Genomic DNA, 23,093 nt, shown 5'->3' with positions numbered 1-23,093 from the left:
CCCGCCACAGACACATGACTTGTCTCATAAAAAAGCGTTGAAAATAGGACGAGTATTAAATCCTGAATTCAGGTATATCGCTATATTTGAAGGGGGCACATCTCTAAAGCGGGGCACATCTAAATGCTGGCGACAAACACTCTTAATGTCGTGATTGCCGACGACCATCCAGCAGTGCTACTCGGAATCGAAGCCACCTTGCGCAGTCTCTGCCCGGTTCACGTGACCGGAACAGCCGGCAATTCGACGGAAATTGTTGACTTATTGTCAAGTCAGCCGTGCGATTTGCTGATTACTGATTTCGCGATGCCGAACGGCAAATACAACGACGGGCTTGCGATGCTGTCGTATCTGCGTACCCATTTTCCCGACGTGCAGATCATCCTGATCACGGCCCTAGACGGTGCCGGGTTGGCAAACAAACTGCTCAAGCTCGGGGTCAAGGCGATAGTGAGCAAAGTCGACGATGTCGCACATCTGATTTCGGCGGTCTATGCTGTACTGGCAAATGCTGAATATCTGTCGCCACAGGTATCGGCGGCTCGGCGTAAGCAGCGCATTGGGTCGCGGCACCTGAACCTCACGAAAAGCGAGTTCGAAGTGCTGCGGCTCTATGTCTCCGGGATGTCGGTCAGCGAGATCGCGGCACAGCTGCGACGTACGCGCCAGACCATCAGCGCGCAGAAGATGAAGGCGATGCAGAAGATTGGCGTTGAACGGGATGCGGACCTTTACCAAATAGTCTTTGAGTCACGACGGGGATTCGACGATTTCTTCAGCACTTGAGCAGCGCGATCAGTATCGCGGACCGCGACGGAGCACGCACGAATTCAAACACGTCTCCGACACGCTTTCTGACTCGCCCACCCTGTATCGATGATATTGACAGCTTGCGCGATTCGCTGCGAAACATCGATCAACAGCCGTTGCTCCTGCCACGCCCCGAGAGCTGACTTAGTGCGGATTAGCCGGAACTCGATCTGACATGCTCGGGGCCGCAGTATTCGGTGCCACCGAACCGCCCTGGAAATCGTCGAGGCTGGTTGGTTTAAGTTAATGCAGGTTCAGCGGCAGCTGTTTCAAGTTGCCGATAGTAGTTTGCGTCAGCTTCGGGGGCCGGAATATAGTCGACGGGCGTTCTATCAATCGGTGATGATTGAACTATCAGGCTCCCTTGTGACGCTGCGGTAGGATTCTTGGCTCAGGCCGATTCGATGTCATTTCCTCGCCGACTTTCGCCTCTATGCCGCTTTCGCGGCGAGCGTTCTCATGCGCGTGAGGTTGTAGGCCGCTTGCGTCAGCAGGAATAACTGCTGGCTTGAATTCGTTCGTGTACTGCCGTCTCCGTACCGCATTTCTGCCATTTGCCTCCCCAAAACAGCCACAAAGTGATCGAACTTCTTGCTGTACATGGAATCGAGGCAAGATCACAGGTCGTGTTCGGAAATCGCATCGCGGGCGCGTTCAATAGCGATCGCGCGATGCACGGCCGTTGTGCGACAGCATCGCGATCAGTTCCGCATCATTGCTCACACCGAGCTTGCGGTACGCGGACTGCTTCTGCGAACTGATGGTCTTGTAGCTGCGCCCGACGCGATCGGCTATCTGCGTGATGGACAAACCGCGCAGGTAATATTCGAGCACGGTCCGTTCGCGCGCGGTGAGATCGGGGCGTGAGATGAGTGCAGGTGCCCCATCTGGACCAGGCGGCGGGTGCGCGAATGTATCGGTCGTCGGCTTCGGTCTCATGATTCGCGCGCTGAAGTATGTGTTGCCGGCCGCGACCTTGCGCACGGCCTCGGCGTGATCGTCGAGCGATTGCGTGCGGCCGATGAAACCGTTGACGCCCAGCTCGAATAGCCGCGCGATCGTATCCGCGCGCTCGTACTCGGAACAGACCAGAATGCGTGTCGTCGGGAAGTTCGTGCGCAACGTGCATACGAGATCGAGCCCATCGTTCGTATCGAGCACATGGTTCATGAGAACGAGATCGAAACATGCGCCGTCCGCGAGCGCGTCGAGCAACTGGGCCGCCTGTCGGAAGACGCCCGCCACCGTCCACGCCGGCTCTTGTTCAATCCGTGTGCGCAAGGCGTAGCGCACGAGCTCATGTGAGTCAAGCAATGCGATGCGCAGGTGTGTGTTGTGCGGCGGCGTGCTCATACCGTTCCCTTTAGCCAGCGGATCAACTCGCCCGCACTGCTCAACTCGCGAAACACGGCCTGATAGCCGTCGAAACGCGTCGTGATTTCGTTCACGCGATTGCCGTAATGATCGCTTTCGGCTTGCAACACATCAAGCAGCGTGCGCTTGCCGAGGTGATACCACTGATCGAAGAACGCCTTGCGCACGCTATCGGTCTCACCGACGAGGTTGCCGTAAAGACCGGCCCGGTTGAGCAACGTGCGTGCGTCCTCGTCGGCCGCGCGAATCGCATACCCCAGGTCGAGCCGCGCCTGTTCGATCTTCTGCTCACTCGCGCGCGCGCGCTCCAGCGCGGCAATTTCCGCGGCCTTCGCCGATCCGCCCTGGAACGCATTCCAGTTGAGTGTCAGCATCGTTTGGAACGGCTGGGTGCGGTCGATCTCATCGCGACCGATCGTCTTGCTCACAATCCAGTTAATCGAAGGCCGAGACGACACGCGCACCGCTTCTGCCTGCAACTGGGCCGCCTGTGCCTCGGCCCGTGCCTGGCGGATCTGCGGATGCTTGTCCATATCCGACAGCAACAGCTCCAGTGGAGCCGGCACAATATTCCATGCCGACGCCAGCGGCAAATTCAGCGGCCGCTCGCCCACCAGCTTGCGCAGCGTCAGCTCGGTGTCGCGCGCCTTCGCGGCTACCGCATCACGCGAAGCCTGAGCCTGCAATAACCGCGCCTTCGCCTGCGTCAACTCGCTCGCCCGCCCGCGATCGACCGCGACGATCTGGGCGAGCATCGTGACGAGCTGCTGCATTCGGTCCACGAACTGCTGGCTAACCGTGATCAACAGCCGCTGCTTGGCCAGTTCGGCCATCGCCGTCGTGACCGTGTACGCCGAATTCTCGAGTTGCCCATCGTAGTATTCCTTGCCCGCGTCAGCCGTCTTCTGACGGCTCTTGATCGACTTCGACAGATAGCCCCAGTCGAAGATCGACGTCGTCACATTTGCCGTGATCGCAGTGCCGTGCCCGGCTGAATTACGCGTCGAGCCACCGAATTCGACAGCCCTCGAACGCGACGCGAATTGCAGTTGCGGCCAGCGCCGGCCCTTGACTTCGTCCACGTCGGCCATTTGTGCGCGATATGACGCATTTGCAAGCTGAATCTGCGGACTGCGATCGAACGCTGCCTCGACCACCGCGAGAAAAATCGGACGCAGATCACTCTGCGGCGGCAAGCGATCGCGAGCGTCTCCATCGACAGGCGCCGCCATCCAGTCGCGTGCGAGTTCCGCCTGCGAACGCGTACCTGGCATCGCGACCGAGCCTACAAGGTTAAGACGCGGATCAAACGCAGCGGGATAAACCCGCTCGCGCCGCTCGGCATTGATCATCTCCGCGAGTGTGACCCGACCATTCGCCGCCGATGCCAGCGACGCGCCACCATTCCGCAACAGCGATTCGGGCTCGCTGGGGTGCGCCGTGAGCGTCCGGGCGCGCATCCGTACCGCCGCCTGCCGGGTCACCGCGTCCCAGCCCGGCTGGACGGACGAAGCCGACGCACCTGCCAGATCCGGCGGTAATGCGCCGATATCCGGTCGGATCGCCGCCGACCGACCGGCCGCACGCTCGTCCGGCGGTGCCGGCCGCGGTATTTCCCGCAGCGCGCCTGTTGCCGTACCGGCCGCCGACGGTGCATCCGAGCGCGTCGAGAGGCCCGACATGACAAACCCTGTCGATACATCCGCATGCACGCCCCGCTGGCTGACATCCGTCCACGCCCGTCCACCCGCCGAACCTTTGGCCGATCGCGGTGGCGGAGCGGCGCGACTGCCCGCGCCGGTCGACGCGACTTGGCCGTTCGCCCTGGCCGCCCGCTCCGCTTGCAGCATGGACGCAATACGCAATGCACGCGCCGTGCGCATTGCCTTGCGTGCCTCGAGCCGCTGCTCGCGCTCCGCGCGGATTGAACCTGTCAGGTTTTCGGCGCTTTCACGGTCATCGGATAACGAAATGGTGACGACTTTCTCCGACGGCTCGGCGTGCTTCGATTCGTCGCCTGCAACCGGATCGGCACCGCCTGCCGATTCGATCAGAGCGGCCGAGCTCGAGTGCGAGACGGCCATCATGCCGGTTGCGAACAGCAGCGACAGCGTCGTGTGTCGAAACGGCAAATCGGAGAAAACTCCGCTGCGCACGGCTGCATCGGCGCACTGGTGAGTAGATGGCATGGCTTATCGCTCCCGGAATGCTTCGCGCGCCTTGAATATCGGCTTGAGCAGGAAATCGAGAATGGTCTTTTCGCCGGTGCGGATCTCAACGTGCGCGATCATCCCCGGCAGGATCGGCAAATGCTTGCCGCCGGCATCGAGATAGGCCCTGTCCGTCAGCACCTGTACTCGATAAAAGGTCGCGTCCTTGCCGGTCGCAGCCTTTGCGTCGTCCTTCAGCGTGTCCGGACTGATGTACTCCACCTTGCCCTTGAGTCCGCCGTAAATGCCGAAATCGTAAGCGGTGATCTTGACCATCGCAGCCTGTCCAGGCCGCAGAAACGCTACGTCCGACGGCTTGATCTTGCCTTCGACCAGCAACTGATCCTCCAACGGCACGATCTCGAGAATGTGTTCGCCTGGCTGAATCACCCCGCCGATCGTATTCACACGCACGTTCTTCACCGTACCATACACAGGTGCGACGATCGTCGTCCGGGACAGCACGTCGCGCCGACCGATCAACGACTCGTTCGTCTGCGCAAGTTCCAACTCAAGCTTGGTCAACTCCGAGTTCGCATCGGCCTGGTAACGGTTACGGCGTTCGACCATCTGGGACTTCAGCTCGTTTGCCGCCCGCCTCATCCGCAGCAGCTCGACGTCAGACATCAGGCCTTTCTCCGCGAGCGGTGCGGCGAGCGCGATTTCCTTCTGCTGCAGCGCATAGCTGCGCTCGAGTGCCGCGATCGACTCTTCGAGTGCATGCCTGCGCGCGTTGTACGCCTTCGTCTCCATCTGCACGACATCCGTCTCGCCACGCACCTCTGGCGGAAATACCAGTGGCTGCGAGAATGCCTCGGCGCGAAGCCGTGCGAGCGTTGCCCTCAGGCCGATCGCCTTCGAATACGCTTCACGGTAACTCGTCTGTGCGCGTGTCGGATCGATCTTGAGCAACACCTGCCCCTTCTTGACGATGTCGCCTTCGCGCACATTCATCTCTTCGAGAATCCCACCCTCCAGACTCTGGATGACCTGCTCGCGAGAGCGCGATATGACCGTCGCTTCACCCTGCGTGATTTCCTCGACACGGGCGATCTTGGCCCAGATCACAAACACGGCCAGCAGCGCCGCGATGACGTACAGAATTACCTTCGAGCCCGGCGACGATTGCGTGAGCAACGCCTCGCGCATGTCGCTCATGTACTCGCGCTCGGCCTTGCTCATCGTCAGCTTGCGGCCCGGCCGCCGCGCCCTCCATTTCGCGATCATGTGCTGTGCTCCATCCGGTCGGCTGCGCTCGCTGGCGCGGCACCCTGCACGTCGCCCGGGTGCGCGGGCCGCATCCGTATCGTGCGCGCGGGCCGAGCGCGGACGGCATCCTGCGCGCCCGCCTCGCCCTGGCCGGCGAGCCGTGCAAGAATCTCCTCCTTCGGGCCGTCCGCGACGATCCGCCCATCTTCCACAACGACAATGCGATCGACGAGCGAAAGCAGCGACGGCCGATGCGTGACGACGATCAGCGTCTGTCCTGCCGTTGCTCGCGCGAGGTGTTCGATGAAGGCCGCTTCGGTCTGCGTATCCATCGCGCTCGTCGGTTCGTCGAGCAGCAACAGTTGCGGATGCGTCAACAGCGTGCGTGCGAGTGCAACGAGCTGCCGCTGTCCACCGGACAATCCCGCCCCGCCCTCACCGATCGGCAGGTTGACGCCCATGGGATGCCGAGCGGCGACATGATCCAGTCCGGTCAGCTTCAACACCCGCAGCAATTCTTCCGTCGTCGCGTCAGGTCGCGCAATCATGACGTTTTGACGCAGCGAACCGTAGAACAACCGTCCGTCCTGCCCGACATAGCCGACCGCTCGGCGCCAGTCGGCCGGATCGATCTGCTCGACGGCAAGCCCGCCGAGAAACATCGCACCTTGCGTCGGCATGTACATGCGCCCCATCACGCGCAATAACGTCGACTTTCCGCTGCCAATCCGGCCGAGCACGGCCACGCGCTCGCCCGGCTCGATCGCGAGGTGGATGCCTTTCAGGATTTCCGGGTTCGGCTGCATCGGCGGCGCCGGATACGAAAAGCGCACATCCTTCAGTTCGACGCGCCCCACGAGCGGCGGATTCGTGAGGTATTCCCGGCTCGGATCGCGCTCCGACGGCATCTCCATCAGTCGGTTCAGCGACTCGAACGCGGCCTTCGCCTGCTGAAATCTCAATGCGAGACCCATCACCGCGTTGAGTGGCGCCGTTGCGCGGCTGGCAAGCATCACCGATGCGATCAACGACCCCTGTGTCAGGCGCCCCTCGGTAATCAAATAAACGCCCGTGACGACGAGCACAACCGTTTGCACCTGCTGAAGGAATTGCACGATCGTCATCGCGCGCGACGACAGCGTCTTCGTACGCTGGGACGTTGCCGACTGCATCGCGCTGAACGTTTCCCAGCGCTTCTGCATGTAACCTTCTCCGCCGACAGCCTTGAGCGTCTCAAGGCCTTCGATCGACTCGATCAGGACTCCCTGCTTGAGCGATGCTTCACGCAGACTTTCCTTCATCGCACGTGCCAGCGGCCACTGGATCGTCACACTGATGCCGACGATGATCGGGATCATCAGCGCGGGAATCCAGCCAAGAGGGCCGCCCACCGCAAAAATCACGCCCGCGAACAACAGCACGAATGGCAGGTCGGTTACCGCAGACAGCGTCGCCGACGTCGCGAAGTCGCGCACCGATTCGAATTCGCGCAACTGGTTCGCGAACGATCCGGATGACTGAGGCTTATGCTCCATCTGGATCGACAATGCCTTGCGGAACAGGATCGTGCCCATCACCAGATCGGCTTTCTTGCCTGCCGCATCGAGCAAGTGCGAGCGCGTATAGCGTGATATTCCCTCGAATGCCATCGCGATCGCCACGCCGATCGCCAGCGACCAGAGCGTGACGAATGCCTGGTTCGGCACGACGCGATCGTAGACATTCATCGTGAAGAAAATGGACGCTAGACCCAGCACGTTGATCAGCACCGCGCCGACCGCCGCACTGTAGTAGAAACGGCGATAGCGCCATACGGTCTTGAACAACCAGTGACCGATCGGCTCGGGGGTTACTTCGCCCGCACGCGTGTCGACCTTTGCCGCCGGCTTCACGAGAATCGCGAAACCGCCGTAGATCTCGATCAGCTGTTCGTCGCTGTATTCGACGGCCCCCCCCGCGATCTCGGGCATCCAGACCTGACACAGGAGCGCCCCGCGCCGCTCGGCGTCCGGATCGCGCCGCACGCCGAGCAAGATGCAACCGCCCTTGTCCTTGCGTACCAGCAACATCGGCATCAGATGGCCGGGCAACATCCGCAGCTCGCGTTCGACTAGCCCCGCCTGCATCCCGGCGTTCGCGAATGCATCGAGCGCCATCGACGGTGACAGAAAGCCGAACTTGGGCAACCCGGCCGTGATCGCGTCGCGACTTTTGCCGAAACCGTAGCGCTCGCACATCCACGCGACGCAGTCCATCAAGCTGTCCTGGTAAGTCGTTTCACTGCTCTTCCGGACATCCTCATTCCGGTCTGCCTGGTCAGGCGTGGTACTTGCACTCATCCTTCGTTTTCCTGCTGCTGTGGCACGCATTGGAGCGGCACGCGTGGAACACGCGACACGCATCGAATCCGGGCTCGGCGGGGAATGTGTCTTGCACGTTTCCGCCATTGCCGGCCTCATATATTCTTGAATGCCGAATATCGACTCAGAAAATTCTAAAGAGACGGTGCGGCAGTTGAAAGATGACGAGTCAGATAAGTGGATGGGCCGAGCGCGGCCCGCTCAGGGCCGACCGTGCCGGTCAAGATGAGCCGCGCGCACGCGCGACAACGCTCCGGCGCGATACGTCGCCCGGCTCGGTAGCGCACCTGTCGCACGTGCGCCTTTGACTGCTCGTTTCATACCATCGATGCATCGAGCACGATGGGGCGTCCGTCCGTCTCCGTGCCACACGTCTCGCGCGCCCAGATTGCGCGATACAAGCGTTCGAGCTGGTGAGCGAATCGTGCGGGATCGAAGAGCGGCCCATGGTGCCGCCGCTCGTCGAGCGTCGCACGGACGCTTGCAAACCGGGCCGGATTGGCGGCGAGCGCGCGCGCGACGTCGCGATACGCGTGCAGATTGTCCGTCACCAGTTCCCCGAGCCCGACACTTCGGAGCAGACTCGCGCCGACGCGGCTCGCGAACGTCTCGCCGATACGCGTCACCATCGGCACGCCGGCACGCAATGCGTCGCTCGCCGTCGTATGCGAGCCGACCGGATACGTATCGAGCGCAAGATCGGCGAGACGCAACCGGGCGAGATGTGCATCGCGCGCCAGGCGCGCCGCGAAGATCACGCGCGACGGATCGACGCCATGTGCCTGCGCGGCATCGCGCAGACGCGTCTGCGCCTCGGCGTCATCTGGCCGGGCAAGCCACAGCACACTGCCAGGCACGGTGTTCAGGAGTTCGCACCAGACGGCAAACATGTCCGGGTCGAACTTGAATGTCTGATTGAAGCTGCAGAACACGAAGCCGTGCTCGGGCAAGCCCGCATCGCCCCGCGACGGCGTTGCCGTATCGCGCTCCAGGACATCGTTCGGCTGGTAGCAGTCCGGCATCAACGCAAGCGTCTCGCTGTACGCCGCACCGGCGTCGATCGGCGTCACGACCGCGTCGCCGATCAGATAGTCGGCCAGCCGCGGCTCGCCGAGGGACCCCGGATAGCCGAGCCAACTGACGATGACGGGGGCGGGGCGCCGTGCCGGGATGCCCGGCCGCGCCCCCGTCGTGTACCCCTTCAGGTCGACAAGGATCTGGATCGCGTCGCGCGCAATGCGATCGGCCGCATCGGCATCCGACAGCGACCGGATCTCGTGAAATTCGGCCGGCATCCGCGCGATGCGCGCGCGGTACGCATCGTCACCTGCCGGCCCGTACGAGTACAGATGCACGTCGACGCGGGCAGGATCGTGCCGCTCGAGCACCCCGGCGAGCAAGTGCATCGTCGCGTGATCCTTGAAGTCCGCGGACAGGTAGCCGATGCGCAACCGGCCCCCGCCAGCGCGGGCGCTGCCACGTGACACGAGCGGCGCGGCCGTCAGTTCCTTCGCCCAGCGACTCGCGGCAAACCGGCGCGCGGCATCCCGCTGGCCGGTTGCCGAGACGCCGGGGAGGTTCAGCAGCACCCACGGTGTCATCGCCGGCGCACGCGGCTCTGCCAGCGCCGCCGCCACGGCCGAATCGAGCGCCGCCAGATCGTCCCAGCGCGCGAGCTGGCGACGCACGTGGCGCACGGACTCCCAGCGTCGTGCACGGCGATAGGCCCGCTCGGCTTCGGGAAGCCGGTGCAACCGCTCGAGCAGGCTGCCATAGCCCAGCCACGCATCGGTCAGGTCGCCGTCGAGTTGCAATGCATGCTCGAACGCGGCAAGCGCATCAGCGTGCGCTCCCGCCTCCGCGTACACGATCGCGAGATTCTTGTGCGCCAGCGCATAGCGCGCATCGACGTCGATCGCCAGCCGGTATTGCTCGATGGCACCCTGGCGATCGCGCATCCGGTTCAGCAGATTGCCGAGGTTGTTGTGCAGGCGCGCCTGCCGCAAGCCCATGCCGATGGCATCGCGGTAGGCCGTCACGGCTTCCGGATCACGACCGAGCGCACCAAGCGCAAGCGCGAGATCGGCGAGGAAGGCGGCCGAGCGACGGATATGCAACGCCGCGTGTATGTGATCAACGGCATCGTCATGGTGTCCGGACAGGTGGCACGAGACACCGAGCATATGCAGCGCGTCCGCATGACGCGGCTCACGCGCCAGCACCGCACGAAACAGCCGCGCCGCGCCGGCCGCATCGCCGGCCTCCAGATGGCGCACGGCATCCATGAAAAGCGCGGCGCGTTTGCCGGGCCGCCCGACGGCACGCCCGGGGAATCTAACAGGTGACATTGTTATTCAGCCGAGTATGCCCGTCGCCGCCGGCGACGGGCATGGATGACGGCACGCCGACACTCGGCGACGCGCCCCAAATTGCCGCGCCAGCGTCCGGCGGCGCAGCATGCGCGCGCCGCACCGACCGCACGCGTCCGCGCGTGTGGATCGACATCATGTGAAGTGCGCATCGATGCCATGCTGAACCAGCAGCTCCGCATGGTGCGCCCCGTTCTCGTAGACCGTGTATGCGACTCCGCCGATCACCGCATCGCCGTTTGCGGCCCAGTCATGCCCGCCAATGTCGAGGTCCGACAGATCGAGCACGTCGCCCACTTGGCCGTTGACCCGCAGTTGCGCATGACCGTCGTCGCCGAACAGGTCGGGCGCACCGTCCTGCAACACGTCGAGCAGCGACAGCTTCAACACGCCGGCGTCACCGATGGTCAGCATGTCCGCATCGGTCTCGTGCGCGGCGCATTGCGCGGACGGCTCGCCTGCCGCGTCGTGGCGCGCCATGCCCGACGGCGCGCGCGCATCCATGCCCTCCTGCGAAAGCGCTGCGGCAGGAGCGGGCCGGTCAGCCGCCGGGAGGGCGTTCGTATCGCCGCCATCTTTGTCGACCGACGCGTCTACCGCCGAGGTGCCGTCGCCGTGACGATGGGCCGACTCGCCGGTGTCGCGCTGCACCTTCGCGTTGTTCGTCGCGCGATCGGACCCATCGTGTTCGGGATCCGTCTCCTGCGCGGCATGCCGGGGCGCCGCCGGGTTCGTGACGTCATGGGGCGCCGAATGCTGCGCCGCCTGCGCGACGTCGTCTGCGGACGATGCGACAAACAGCGAATCCAGCCGGTACCACGCGTCCTCGATCTCGATCGTGTAGCTGTTGCTTGGGCCGTAGGTTTCGCCGTCTGGCCCCTCCGAGATCGCGGAAAAGGAGTGAACCCCGCCATCCAGGCCGTCATTCGGCCGGAACGACCAGTGCCCCTGCTGGTCGGCCACCGTCGACCCCATCAGGTCTTGAGCATCCTCGTAAATGTAGATCGTGAAACCCGGTGTAGCCTTTCCGACGATGTATGGACGCACCGCGTCCGTCGTGCCGTTCGGATCGATGATGTGGATGGCATCGTCGTAGATCGCCGTGATTTCCGGCGCGCTCGGCGTGGGCGACACGGCCGCTTCGACCTTGAATCCGAACCCGTCGCTGGGATCGCTCAATACGCCGGTCGCCCCTTGCACCCGCGCCGTGATCTCGTGCTTGCCATCGACCAGTTCGCCGCCCGGTTCGAACAGCCACTTGCCGCCGGCATCTGCCTTCGTGCTACCGATCAGGGTCGGTTCGCGGCCAGTCTTGTCGTAGATATAGACCAGCGCATACGCATCCGCCGTGCCCTTGATCGTCGGACGGGAATCGTCCGTTACGCTCGTGCCGTCGTGATTGAGCGGCCCCGTCACCGCCCCGACCCCATCGATCACATCGGTGATCCACGGCGGGCGCGGCAACGTCGTGTCGATCTGGATCGTGCAGGCCGGAGACAAGTCGCTGACGTTGCCGGCCCGGTCGGTCGCCGATGCGCTCACATGGTAGATGCCGTCATTCAAGTCGTCATCCGGCACCAGCACCCAATTGCCGCGCTCGTCCGCCTGCACGGAACCGAGCACCTCCGTCCTGCCGCCGCACTCCGCGTACAGCGTCACTCGCGTGAACGGTTCGGATGTGCCGCCGAACATCGGCTTCGAATCGTCCGTGATGCCGAACTCGATGACATTCCCGACGAGCGAGCCGACATCGTCCATGATCTGGGTAATGACGGGCGGCCGCGGCGCTGCGGTGTCGACATTCACGACGAACGCGTCGCTCGCGACGCTCGCGTTGCCGGCCGCGTCGCGCGCCACCACGGTAAAGGCATGTTTGCCTTCGCTCAGCGCTTGCGGCGGCGTAAACGTCCAGTGGCCGTCCAGGTCCGCCATCACGGTACCCAGTACGTGGGTGCCGTCGAGAATCGTCACGTGGGCGCGGGCTTCGGCATGCCCTGACAAGGCCGGTTTCGTGTCGTCCGTATAGCCGTTATTCTGGATCGTGCCTTGCACCGGGCCGACATCATCGATCACAGTGTCGACCGTCGGTTGATCAGGCGGCGTCGTATCGACGACAATCTCATACTGGCCGGACGGTTCGCTCTGCTGTCCGGTCAGATCGACAGCCTGCGCCGTCAGCGTGTGCGGGCCCTCCGCCAGCGCATGAGCCGAATCCGGCGTGAATCGCCAGTTTCCCAGCTCGTCCGCCGTTGCGGTGCCGATCACCGTGTCGCCATCCCGAATCGTCACCGCGACGTTCGGCTTCGCGACGCCCTGCAGGGTCGGGCGCACATCGTTCGTGAAGCCGCCATTCGCGACCGTCCCCGTCTGCGGCTCGACATCGTCGATCACGGCGACGATCGTAACGGTTCCCGGTCCCGTCGTATCGACGGTCACGGTATGGATCTCGCTGGCCACACTGCTGTTGCCCGCCGCGTCCATTGCGACTGCCGTGAGATCGTGCCGGCCGTCCGCCAGCGGCAAACCGGGCATGAAGACCCAATTGCCGTGATCGTCCGCGGTGGTCGATCCCAGCACGTCGTCGCCATCGTAAATCCGCACGACCGCGTGCTTCTCCGCCTTGCCCGACAGTACCGGCGCCGCGTCGTCTGTATATCCGGGGTTGTCGACCGGACCCTGCACCGGCCCGATGTCGTCATATACGGAATCGATCGTTGGTTGCGCGGGCGGCGTCGTATCGACGGTCACCGCGTACGCACGCGATACAGCACTCTCATGGCCGAAGCGATTGATCGAAACAGCCGTGAAGCTGTGTTCTCCATCTTCCATGGGATGGGCGAGCGTCAACGACCACGTCCCGCGCTCGTCGATCGTCGTGCTGCCGATCGGGTCGCTTCCGCCGTTGTCGTAGAGATAGACCGTCGTACCGATTTCGCCGCGCCCCTGGAGCGTCGGCGTCGCATCGTTGGTGACGCCGCCCCGGTTCACGATGCCGACGTGCGGCTCCGCGTCATCGAGCACCCAGTCGAGCAGCGGACGACTCGGCACAGCCGGCCCCGCCGTGACCTCGAAGCGCTCGGATGCCGCGCTTGACTGCCCGTTGGCGCCCACCTCGACCGCGTGCAGCCCGTGCGTTCCATCCGGCAATGGCCTGCTCGCCTCCAGCCGGAACGACCAGGTGCCGTCTGCGGACACGGTCGTCGAACCAACCAGCGTGTCGTCCACGTACACGAGAATCGTGTCACCAACCACCTTTCCCGTTCCCTCGACCGTCGGGCACGGATCGTTCGTCATCCCGCCATTGCCGACCCGGCCGATCACGGGTTCGACATCGTCAACCAGATAGCGGATGGCCGGCGCCGGTGGCCGCGTCGCGTCGTCGCTTGAGGACACGGCGCGGGGCGATTCCGCCCCATCGCCATCGCCATCGCCACCGCCACCGCCACCCGACGCCGCGGCCACCGCGCCTGCCGTGGCGGCGGCCATGCCGAACGCGCCGAGGCCGAACGTGGTCCAGTTGACATGCGGTGCGCCCGGTTCGGCGGCCGCTGGGCCAGGCACGGCAAGCGTGGCCGCCTCGCCGTCCGCCAGCGTGGCCACGCCGCCCTCCGGGTTGTCGTACGCGTAGTACTGTTCGCTCTCGCCTGCCGCGAGCAACTGCCCGTTCGAACCGTAGTAATGCTCGATCACGATCTGCGGCGATGCGTTGCCGTCCGTACTCAGCAACAGATCGTCGCCGTGCCGCTGCACCGTGATGCCCTGCAGGGGCTTGCCCGTTTCCGCATCGGCAAGGATGTAGCGCGCGTTCGGCGTCGCCTTGATCCTGGTCGTCGCAACGGGATCCGTGCGACCGGGATCGACCACGCGCATGGCAGCGTGGTCACCGGCAACAATTATCTTGATCACGCTCATGTGAATGTCTTGATACTCGGAATACCGAAGAAAATCATGCAAAGAGCGCCCCGGATCCTTGGGCCGGTATGCCGGCCAGGGGATCCGGGGCGCTGCTCCTCCGCTTACATCAGGTGCGTGGTCACGCCGTGCTGTACGAGCAGTTCAGCGTTCTGCGCGCTGTTCTCGTAGACCGCGTACGCGACACCATCCACCATCGTCTCGCCGTGCGCGACCCATTCACTGCCGTGACCGTCGAGCGAGCCGGACAGATCGACCACATCGTGCGCGTCGCCCTTCACCATCAGTTGCGTGCGGCCGTCGTCGACGAACAAGTCCTTGCCGCCATGCTGAAGCACGTCACCAAGCGACAACTTCAACGTGTTCGCACCCGAACCTGACAGGTCGATCGCATCGATTGCACCGGGCAGGGAGGGGCTCAACAGCGTCGAGAGGTCGAGCGTCTGGCCACCACCGTCCACCACGAGCACGCTGTGCTCGCCGTGCGCGGGCACCCCGTTAGCCGCCACCGTCCGCGGTTCCTGGGGCGTTACGTCGAACGAGGCTTCGTGCACCTCGCCGGCATTCGCCGCATCGTGCCCTTCATGCAGCGCCGGGCTACCGCCCGCATGCGACGCCACATCGTGCTCGCCGCCAAACAGCGAATCGGTCGACGCCTCCACGTCGTTCGAATACGCCGACCCGGCCTGCGACGGCTCGATTTCGATCGTTACCTTCGTCGATCGGGCGCTCGGGTTGCCCGCCGCATCGGTTGCCGTGACGGAAATCACATACGACCCATCGGCCAGCGCGGTATCCGGCATGAACGTCCAGTGGCCCGTCGCATCCGCATGCGTGGTGCCGAGTACGCCGCCGTGTTCCGTCATCACCGTGATCGTCGCCCCCGCCTCGGCAAGGCCGGCGATCTGCGGCCGGTGGTCCGTCGTCGTCCCGCCGCTTGCGCCGAGCGACCCGGTCACGCCGTCGACATTCACGATCACGTCCGTGATCGTTGGTTGTACAGGTGCAGTCGTATCGACCTCGAGCAGGTACGGATCCGATGGTGCGCCAACGTTGCCGGCCTTGTCGGTCGCCGTCATCGTGATGCGATGCACGCCGTCGTCCAGGTCCGTTGCAGGCACGATCGACCAGTCGCCTGTTGCCGTGACACGCGCGGAGCCCAGCAGGTGCTTCTCGCCCTCGTAATCCGAATAGAGCCGCACGATCGAACCCGGCTCGGCCTTGCCGCTGAACATCGGCATCGAGTCATCGGTGAGGCCGACCTTGAACATGTCGCCGGTGGTCGGGCCCACGTCGTCCATCAGATGCTCGAGCTTCGGGCCGTCCGGCGCAACCGTATCGACGTGCACTGTGTACGTGCCGCTCGTTTCGCTCGCGTTACCGGCCGCATCCCGCGCGACCACGGTAAACACGTGCTCCCCGTCGGTCAGACGTTCGATCGGCGTATACGTCCACGTACCGTCGGCCGCCACAATGGTCGATCCGAGCACGGCCTCGCCATCGTAGACGGTGACGATCGAGTTCGCCTCCGCCTTGCCGGACAACGTCGGGGTCTTGTCATCCGTATAGGCGCCGTCGGCGATCGTGCCTTGCTGCGCACCTACGTCGTCGGTCACCGCATCGATCGTCGGTTGTGCCGGCGGCGTGAGATCGACCGTGAATATGAACGGCGCCGTTTGCGCACTTTCGCCGGACGCATCCGTCGTCATAGTTGCCGTGATCGCATGGTCGCCCTCCGTGAGCGCCGTCTCGAGCTTCAACGACCACGCACCATCCGCGCCCGCTATCACCGATCCCGCGACCTTGCCGTCCACGTACACCTTCACCAGCGAATCCGGCGTCGCCTTACCCGTCACCTCCGGATGCACGTCGTCCGTCGTCTGGCCCGGCTGCAGTGCGCCCGTGACCGTCCCAACATGGTCGACCACCTCGTCGATCGCGATCGATACGCCCGCACCCTTGGTGTCGACCGTGAATTCGGTCGACGCGCTGTGCGCGCTCGTATTGCCGGCCGCATCGGTCACCGTCGTCGACAGGCTGTGCTTGCCGTCCGCCAGCGACTCCGTCGGGCGGTAGCGCCACGTGCCGTCGGCATCCACCACCGTCGAGCCGATCGCCTTGTCGCCGTCGAAGATCGTCACGATAGCGCCCGGCTCCGCCTTGCCGCTGAACACCGGCGCCGCATCGTCCGTCACGCCGCCCGCTTCGACCTGACCCGTCACCGCACCCACGTGATCGGTCACCGTCTCGTTCGTCGATACCCCCGGCGGTGTCGTGTCGATTTCGAGCTCGAACGGCGCGGTGTGCGCGCTTTCGCCCGTCGTCGGTGTCGTTACCGTGGCGGTGATCCGGTGTACGCCCTCCGTCAATGCGACATTCGGGCGGAGCGACCACGCACCATCCGCGCCCGCTATCACCGATCCCGCGACCTTGCCGTCCACGTACACCTTCACCAGCGAATCCGGCGTCGCCTTACCCGTCACCTCCGGATGCACGTCGTCCGTCGTCTGGCCCGGCTGCAGTGCGCCCGTGACCGTCCCAACATGGTCGACCACCTCGTCGATCGCGATCGATACGCCCGCACCCTTGGTGTCGACCGTGAATTCGGTCGACGCGCTGTGCGCGCTCGTATTGCCGGCCGCATCGGTCACCGTCGTCGACAGGCTGTGCTTGCCGTCCGCCAGCGACTCCGTCGGGCGGTAGCGCCACGTGCCGTCGGCATCCACCACCGTCGAGCCGATCGCCTTGTCGCCATCGAAGATCGTCACGATAGCGCCCGGCTCCGCCTTGCCGCTAAACACCGGCGCCGCATCGTCCGTCACGCCGCCCGCTTCGACCTGACCGGTCACCGCACCCACGTGATCGGTCACCGTCTCGTTCGTCGATACATCCGGCGCGGTCGTATCCACCGTCAGCGTGAACGGCTCGGTCGGCTTGCTTTCGCCCGATGCCGGTGTCGTCGTCGTCGCCGTGATGTTCCAGGTACCGTCCGTCAACCCCGCGCTCAACTCCGCGCCGACCTTGACCGACCACTTGCCGTCGGTTCCTGCCGTCACCGACGCGAGCAGTGCGCCGTTGGCGTAAATCTTCACCAGCGAGTTCGCCGTCGCCCGCCCGGCAATTTCCGGCTGTTTATCGTCCGTCGTCTGGCCTGGCTGCAACACCCCTTGAAGCGTCCCAACGTGATCGGTGACGGTCTCGAGCACGATCACGCCCGCGCCCGACGTGTCGACCGTAAATTCGGTCGACGCGCTGTGTGCGCTCGTATTGCCCGCCGCATCGGTCACCGTCGTCGACAGGCTGTGCTTTCCGTCCGCCAGCGCTTCCGTCGGGCGATAGCGCCACGTGCCGTCGGCATCCACCACCGTCGAGCCGATCGCCTTGTCGCCGTCGAAGATCGTCACCACCGCGCCCGGCTCAGCCTTGCCGCTGAACACCGGCGCCGCATCGTCCGTCACGCCGCCCGCTTCGACCTGACCGGTCACCGCACCCACGTGATCGGTCACCGTCTCGTTCGTCGATACATCCGGCGCGGTCGTATCCACCGTCAGCGTGAACGGCTCGGTCGGCTTGCTTTCGCCCGATGCCGGTGTCGTCGTCGTCGCCGTGATGTTCCAGGTACCGTCCGTCAACCCCGCGCTCAACTCCGCGCCGACCTTGACCGACCACTTGCCGTCGGTTCCTGCCGTCACCGACGCGAGCAGTGCGCCGTTGGCGTAAATCTTCACCAGCGAGTTCGCCGTCGCCCGCCCGGCAATTTCCGGCTGTTTATCGTCCGTCGTCTGGCCTGGCTGCAACACCCCTTGAAGCGTCCCAACGTGATCGGTGACGGTCTCGAGCACGATCACGCCCGCGCCCGACGTGTCGACCGTAAATTCGGTCGACGCGCTGTGTGCGCTCGCATTGCCCGCCGCATCGGTCACCGTCGTCGACAGGCTGTGCTTTCCGTCCGCCAGCGCTTCCGTCGGGCGATAGCGCCACGTGCCGTCGGCATCCACCACCGTCGAGCCGATCGCCTTGTCGCCATCGAAGATCGTCACGATAGCGCCCGGCTCCGCCTTGCCGCCGTAGGTCGGCGTTGCATCGTCGGTCACCGTGCCGTTCGTGATCGCTCCCGTCAGCGCGCCCACGTCGTCGATCAGCGATTGATCCGTCGAGGCGGCAGGCGCCGTCGTGTCCACGACGATCGTGTATGCCCCCGTCTCGGCGCTCTTCTCGCCGCCCTCGGTTTCGGCGCTGGCCGTGAACTTGTGTTCGCCATCAGCCAGCGGCGCATCGGGGCGGAACCACCAGCGACCGGTCGCGTCCGCCTTGACGGACCCCACCTCGTCGCCGTCGATGAACACGTGCACGATCTGCCCGGCCTGCGCTGTGCCCGTCACCGTCGCCTTCGGGTCGTTCGTCACGCCCGACTGGCCGATGTTACCGACGTGCGGCTCGATCGCATCGAACACGCCCGAGATCGACGGCGCGGTCGGCACACCGCCCACCAGGACCGTGAAGTCGAACCCCGCGCTCTGCGCGCTTTCGTTACCCGCTGCGTCGGTCGCCACCGCCGTCAGGTGATGATCACCGTCGGTCAGCGGCGCGACCGGCGCAACCGGACGGAACGACCAGTTGCCGCTGGCGTCGGCCCGCGCGCTGCCGATCAGCACGTGCTTGCCAAATACTGTGTCGTAGATCAGCACCAGGCTGTTCTTCTCGGCCGTGCCGTTCACCAGCGGTTGCGCGTCGTCGGTCGTATCGTGCTGGCTCAGCGGTCCAGTCACGTCACCCACGGCGTCGATCACCTCCATGATCACCGGCGGGTTCGGCGCGGACGTATCGAGATGAAGCGTGAAGCCGTCGCTCGTCTGACTCGTATTGCCTGCCGCATCGCGCGCGGTCACCGTGAACACGTGCGTACCGTCCGACAGGGGGGAACTCGGCGTGAACGACCAGCCGCCCGCCGCGTTCGCAACGGTCGAGCCGATCGCCTTGCCGCCGTCGTAGATCGTCACCACCGCGCCCGGCTCCGCCGAGCCCCTCAGCGTCGGCGTCGTATCGTCCGTCGTCCCGTGGTTCACGATCGTGCCCTGCACTGCACCCACGTCGTCATGCGCCGACTCGATCGTCGGCCGATCCGGCGCCGTCACGTCCACCGTCAGCTCGAACGGCGCCGTCAGCGCGCTCTCCATCCCGTTCGTCGTCGACGACGCCGCGATCTCGTGCGCCCCCTCCGACAACGGGGCCGGCAGCTTCAGCGACCACTGCCCGTCGCCGCCCGCCTGCACCGAGCCAACCACCTCTCCATCCACGTACACCTTCACCAGCGAGCCAGGCTTCGCCTTGCCCGTCACTTCCGGCTGGCGATCGTCCGTCGTCTGTCCAGGCTGCAGCGGACCCTGCAGTGACCCGACGTGGTCGATCACCTGATCGATCGTGACCACGACATGGCTCGTATCCACCGTAAACTCGAGCGGCTTGCTATGGCCGCTCACGTTGCCGGCCCGGTCCGTTACCGTCGTCGACAGACTGTGCGCGCCGTCGGCGAGCGGCCCAGTCGGACGGAACGACCACGTGCCGTCCATGTTCACCACGGTCGAGCCGATCGCCTTCTCGCCGTCGTAAATCGTCACCACCGCGCCGGCCTCCGCCTTGCCGCGGTACGTCGGCGTTGCATCGTCCGTCGTCGCGCCATTCGCGATCGGACCCGTCGCGGGGCCGACATCGTCGATCAACATCTCGCCGGTCGACGCGGACGGTGCAATCGTATCCACCACGATCGGATAGTCGCCCGTCGGTTTGCTCAACTGACCATCGGCGCCTTCCGCCGTCGCGCTGAAGGTATGCTCGCCATCACGCAAGGGCGTCGTCGGACGGTAGGACCACTGGCCGGTGGCCGTCGTGACCGTCGTGCCGACTTCCTTGCCATCGATGAACACGTGCACGATCTGTCCCGGCAGCGCGGTGCCTTTCACCGTCGGTTGCGCGTCGTTCGTCGCACCGTTCGGCTCGATGTTGCCCACTTGCGGTTCGACCGCGTCGGTGACGCCCGTGATCGACGGCGCGCTCGGCACGCCCTGCAAGACCGTGATGTCATAGGCGTCGCTGTACGCGCTGCTGTTGCCGGCCGCGTCGGTCACCTTCGCCTGGAATGAGTGCGGGCCGTTCTCGAGCTGCATGTCGAGACGGAACGACCAGTGGCCGTCCAGGCCGACTTGCACGCGCCCCACGTAAACGTCCGTACCGTTGACCCGGTCGATGATCAGCACGTTGCTGCCGGGCTCGGCAGTACCGTGCAGCGTCGGACGCCGGTCGTCGGTGGTTTCGCCCGGATGCACCGAACCGGTCACGTCGCCGAAATCGTCGATCACGTCGACAATCACCGGCGCATCCGGCGGCGTCGTGTCGACGTTGACGACGAACGATGGCGACACGTCGCTCATCGTTCCCGTCAAATCCTTCGACTGCGCGGTCAGCGCATGCTTGCCTTCCGTCAGCGCATGGGCCGAGTCCGGCGTGAAGCTCCACTTGCCCGACGCGTCCGTCGTGGCCGAACCCAGCGTCGTGTCGCCATCGCGGATCGTCACGATCGAACCCGGCTTCGCCGTGCCATGCAGCGTCGGACGCGTGTCGTTCGTGAACCCACCGTTCGACACCGAGCCGGTTTGCGGCTCGACATCATCGACGACATTGGTGATGACGGTCGCACCCGGTCCCGACGTATCGACGGTGACGTTGAACGACTCGCTTGCGCCGCTTTCATTGCCCGCCGCGTCCCGCGCCGTCACCTTGAAATCATGCTCGCCGTCCGCGAGCGGGGTGCCCGGCGTGAACGACCAGCCGCCCGCCGCGTTCGCAACGGTCGAGCCGATCGCCTTGCCGCCGTCGTAGATCGTCACCACCGCGCCCGGCTCCGCCGAGCCCTTCAGCGTCGGCGTCGTATCGTCCGTCGTCCCGTGGTTCACGATCGGGCCCTGCACCGCGCCCACGTCGTCATGCGCCGACTCGATCGTCGGCCGATCCGGCGCCGTCACGTCCACCGTCAGCTCGAACGGCGCCGTCAGCGCGCTCTCCATCCCGTTCGTCGTCGACGACGCCGCGATCTCGTGCGCCCCCTCCGACAACGGGGCCGGCAGCTTCAGCGACCACTGCCCGTCGCCGCCCGCCTGCACCGAGCCAACCACCTCTCCGTCCACGTACACCTTCACCAGCGAGCCAGGCTTCGCCTTGCCCGTCACTTCCGGCTGGCGATCGTCCGTCGTCTGTCCAGGCTGCAGCGGACCCTGCACCGTGCCAACGTGGTCGATCACCTGGTCCAGCGCGATCGACATCTTGCTCGTGTCCACCGTGAACTCGTGCGAATCCCCTCGCTCGCTCGTGTTCCCCGCCTTGTCCGTCACCGTCGTCGACAGTCGATGCGCACCGTCCGACAGCGGCTCCGACGGCCGGAACGTCCACCGTCCGTCCTGTCCCGCCACCGTCGAGCCGATCGCCTTCTCGCCGTCGTAAATCGTCACCACCGCGCCGGCCTCAGCCTTGCCGCTGTATACCGGCGTCGCGTCGTCCGTCGTCGTGCCGTTCGCGATCGGGCCCGTCACGTTACCAACGTCATCCAGCAGCGTCTCGTCGTTCGACGCTTCCGGCGCAATCGTGTCCACCACGATCGAATAGTCGCCCGTCGATGGGCTCATCTTGCCGTCCGGCGACTCGGCCTTCGCGCTGAATGCGTGCTCGCCCTCCGCCAGCGGCGTCTCCGGGCGATACGACCAGCGGCCGTTGTCCCCAGCGATGACGATCCCCACCTCCTTGCCGTCCACGAACACGTGCACGGTGTGGCCCGGCTGCGCCGTGCCGCTCACCGTCGGCCGCGTGTCGTTCGTCTCGCCGTTCGGCGCGACATTGCCCACCTGCGGCTCGACCGCGTCGAACACGCCCGTGATCGATGGCGCGCTCGGCACGCCCGTCAGCACCGAGAAGTCGAAGCCGTCGCTGGGCTCGCTTGCGTTGCCCGCCGCGTCACGTGCGACCACCGACAGCGAGTGATGGCCATTCTCGAGGGGTTCGGACTGGAACGACCAGTGGCCGTCCGCATCCGCACGCGTGCTGCCCAGCAGTACCTGCGCGCCGGACGTCGTGTCGTAAATCAGTACGATGCTGCCCGGCTCGGCCGTACCTCGCAGCGTCGGCTGCGCATCGTCGGTCGTATCGTGCGGATGCAGCGGCCCGGTCACGTTGCCGGCGTTGTCGATGACTTCCTCGAGCGACGGCTTGCCCGGCGGCGTCAAGTCGATGTTCAACTCGTACGGCTGCGACGGCGCGCTTTGCGCGCCAGCCGCGTCCTTCGACTGCGCAGTCAGCGCATGCTTGCCCTCCGTCAGCGCATGGGCCGAGTCCGGCGTGAAGCTCCACTTGCCCGACGCGTCCGTCGTGGCCGAACCCAGCGTCGTGTCGCCATCGCGGATCGTCACGATCGAACCCGGCTTTGCCGTGCCATGCAGCGTCGGACGCGTGTCGTTCGTGAACCCACCGTTCGACACCGAGCCAGTTTGCGGCTCGACATCGTCGACGACGTTGGTGATGACGGTCGTGCCCGGATCCGACGTATCGACGGTGATGTTGAACGACTCGCTTGCGCCGCTTTCATTGCCCGCCGCGTCCCGCGCCGTCACCGTGAAATCATGCTCGCCGTCCGCGAGCGGAGCACCCGGCGTGAACGACCAGCCGCCCGCCGCGTTCGCAACGGTCGAGCCGATCGCCTTGCCGCCGTCGTAGATCGTCACCACCGCGCCCGGCTCCGCCGAGCCCTTCAGCGTCGGCGTCGTATCGTCCGTCGTCCCGTGGTTCACGATCGGGCCCTGCACCGC

At 65.1% G+C, this 23,093-nt stretch carries 9 protein-coding genes; 2 read left to right on the top strand and 7 right to left on the bottom strand.

What is annotated here, in order from left to right; all coding sequences use genetic code 11:
- Window positions 1–123: 123 nt before the first annotated feature.
- The gene (locus HWX22_RS29930) at window positions 124–786 is read left to right on the top strand and encodes a response regulator transcription factor (protein ID WP_175911534.1); all 663 of its coding nucleotides are present in this window, start codon (window positions 124–126) and stop codon (window positions 784–786) included.
- Between the two features lie 678 nt (window positions 787–1,464).
- Here the strand turns inward: HWX22_RS29930 and HWX22_RS29925 are convergent.
- From HWX22_RS29925 to HWX22_RS29905, 5 genes are all read right to left on the bottom strand, one after another.
- Complete coding sequence (locus HWX22_RS29925) at window positions 1,465–2,163, bottom strand: response regulator transcription factor (protein WP_175911535.1); 699 nt, start codon at window positions 2,161–2,163, stop codon at window positions 1,465–1,467.
- Window positions 2,160–4,373, bottom strand: a complete 2,214-nt coding sequence (locus tag HWX22_RS32115; RefSeq protein ID WP_244135320.1) for a TolC family protein — start codon at window positions 4,371–4,373, stop codon at window positions 2,160–2,162. The genes HWX22_RS29925 and HWX22_RS32115 overlap by 4 nt, the downstream gene beginning before the upstream one ends.
- 3 nt (window positions 4,374–4,376) lie before the next feature.
- Window positions 4,377–5,621 (bottom strand): HlyD family type I secretion periplasmic adaptor subunit, encoded by a 1,245-nt coding sequence (locus tag HWX22_RS29915; RefSeq protein WP_059820842.1) that lies wholly within the window; start codon window positions 5,619–5,621, stop codon window positions 4,377–4,379.
- Window positions 5,618–7,942: a type I secretion system permease/ATPase gene (locus tag HWX22_RS29910; RefSeq protein WP_175911536.1), complete on the bottom strand. Its 2,325-nt coding sequence runs from the start codon at window positions 7,940–7,942 to the stop codon at window positions 5,618–5,620. Before HWX22_RS29910 ends, HWX22_RS29915 begins: the two co-directional genes overlap by 4 nt.
- A 338-nt stretch (window positions 7,943–8,280) precedes the next feature.
- Complete coding sequence (locus tag HWX22_RS29905) at window positions 8,281–9,831, bottom strand: tetratricopeptide repeat protein (RefSeq protein ID WP_347879267.1); 1,551 nt, start codon at window positions 9,829–9,831, stop codon at window positions 8,281–8,283.
- On the opposite strand from HWX22_RS29905, the gene HWX22_RS32110 reads away from it, so the two are divergent.
- A complete protein-coding gene (locus HWX22_RS32110) occupies window positions 9,781–10,308 on the top strand; it encodes a hypothetical protein (RefSeq protein WP_244135318.1) in 528 nt (175 codons plus the stop codon). The genes HWX22_RS29905 and HWX22_RS32110 overlap by 51 nt on opposite strands.
- 159 nt (window positions 10,309–10,467) lie before the next feature.
- On the opposite strand, the gene HWX22_RS29900 is transcribed toward HWX22_RS32110, so the two are convergent.
- Both HWX22_RS29900 and HWX22_RS29895 read right to left on the bottom strand, forming a co-directional pair.
- Window positions 10,468–14,244: an Ig-like domain-containing protein gene (locus tag HWX22_RS29900; RefSeq protein WP_175916927.1), complete on the bottom strand. Its 3,777-nt coding sequence runs from the start codon at window positions 14,242–14,244 to the stop codon at window positions 10,468–10,470.
- Between the two features lie 104 nt (window positions 14,245–14,348).
- On the bottom strand, window positions 14,349–23,075 hold the full coding sequence (locus HWX22_RS29895) for an Ig-like domain-containing protein (protein WP_208456633.1): 8,727 nt from the start codon (window positions 23,073–23,075) through the stop codon (window positions 14,349–14,351).
- Window positions 23,076–23,093: the final 18 nt, after the last annotated feature.

Source organism: Burkholderia sp. BCC1638 (genome assembly GCF_902833195.1).
GTDB classification, from domain to species: domain Bacteria; phylum Pseudomonadota; class Gammaproteobacteria; order Burkholderiales; family Burkholderiaceae; genus Burkholderia; species Burkholderia diffusa.
This window is presented reverse-complemented; position numbering and strand designations above follow the sequence as displayed.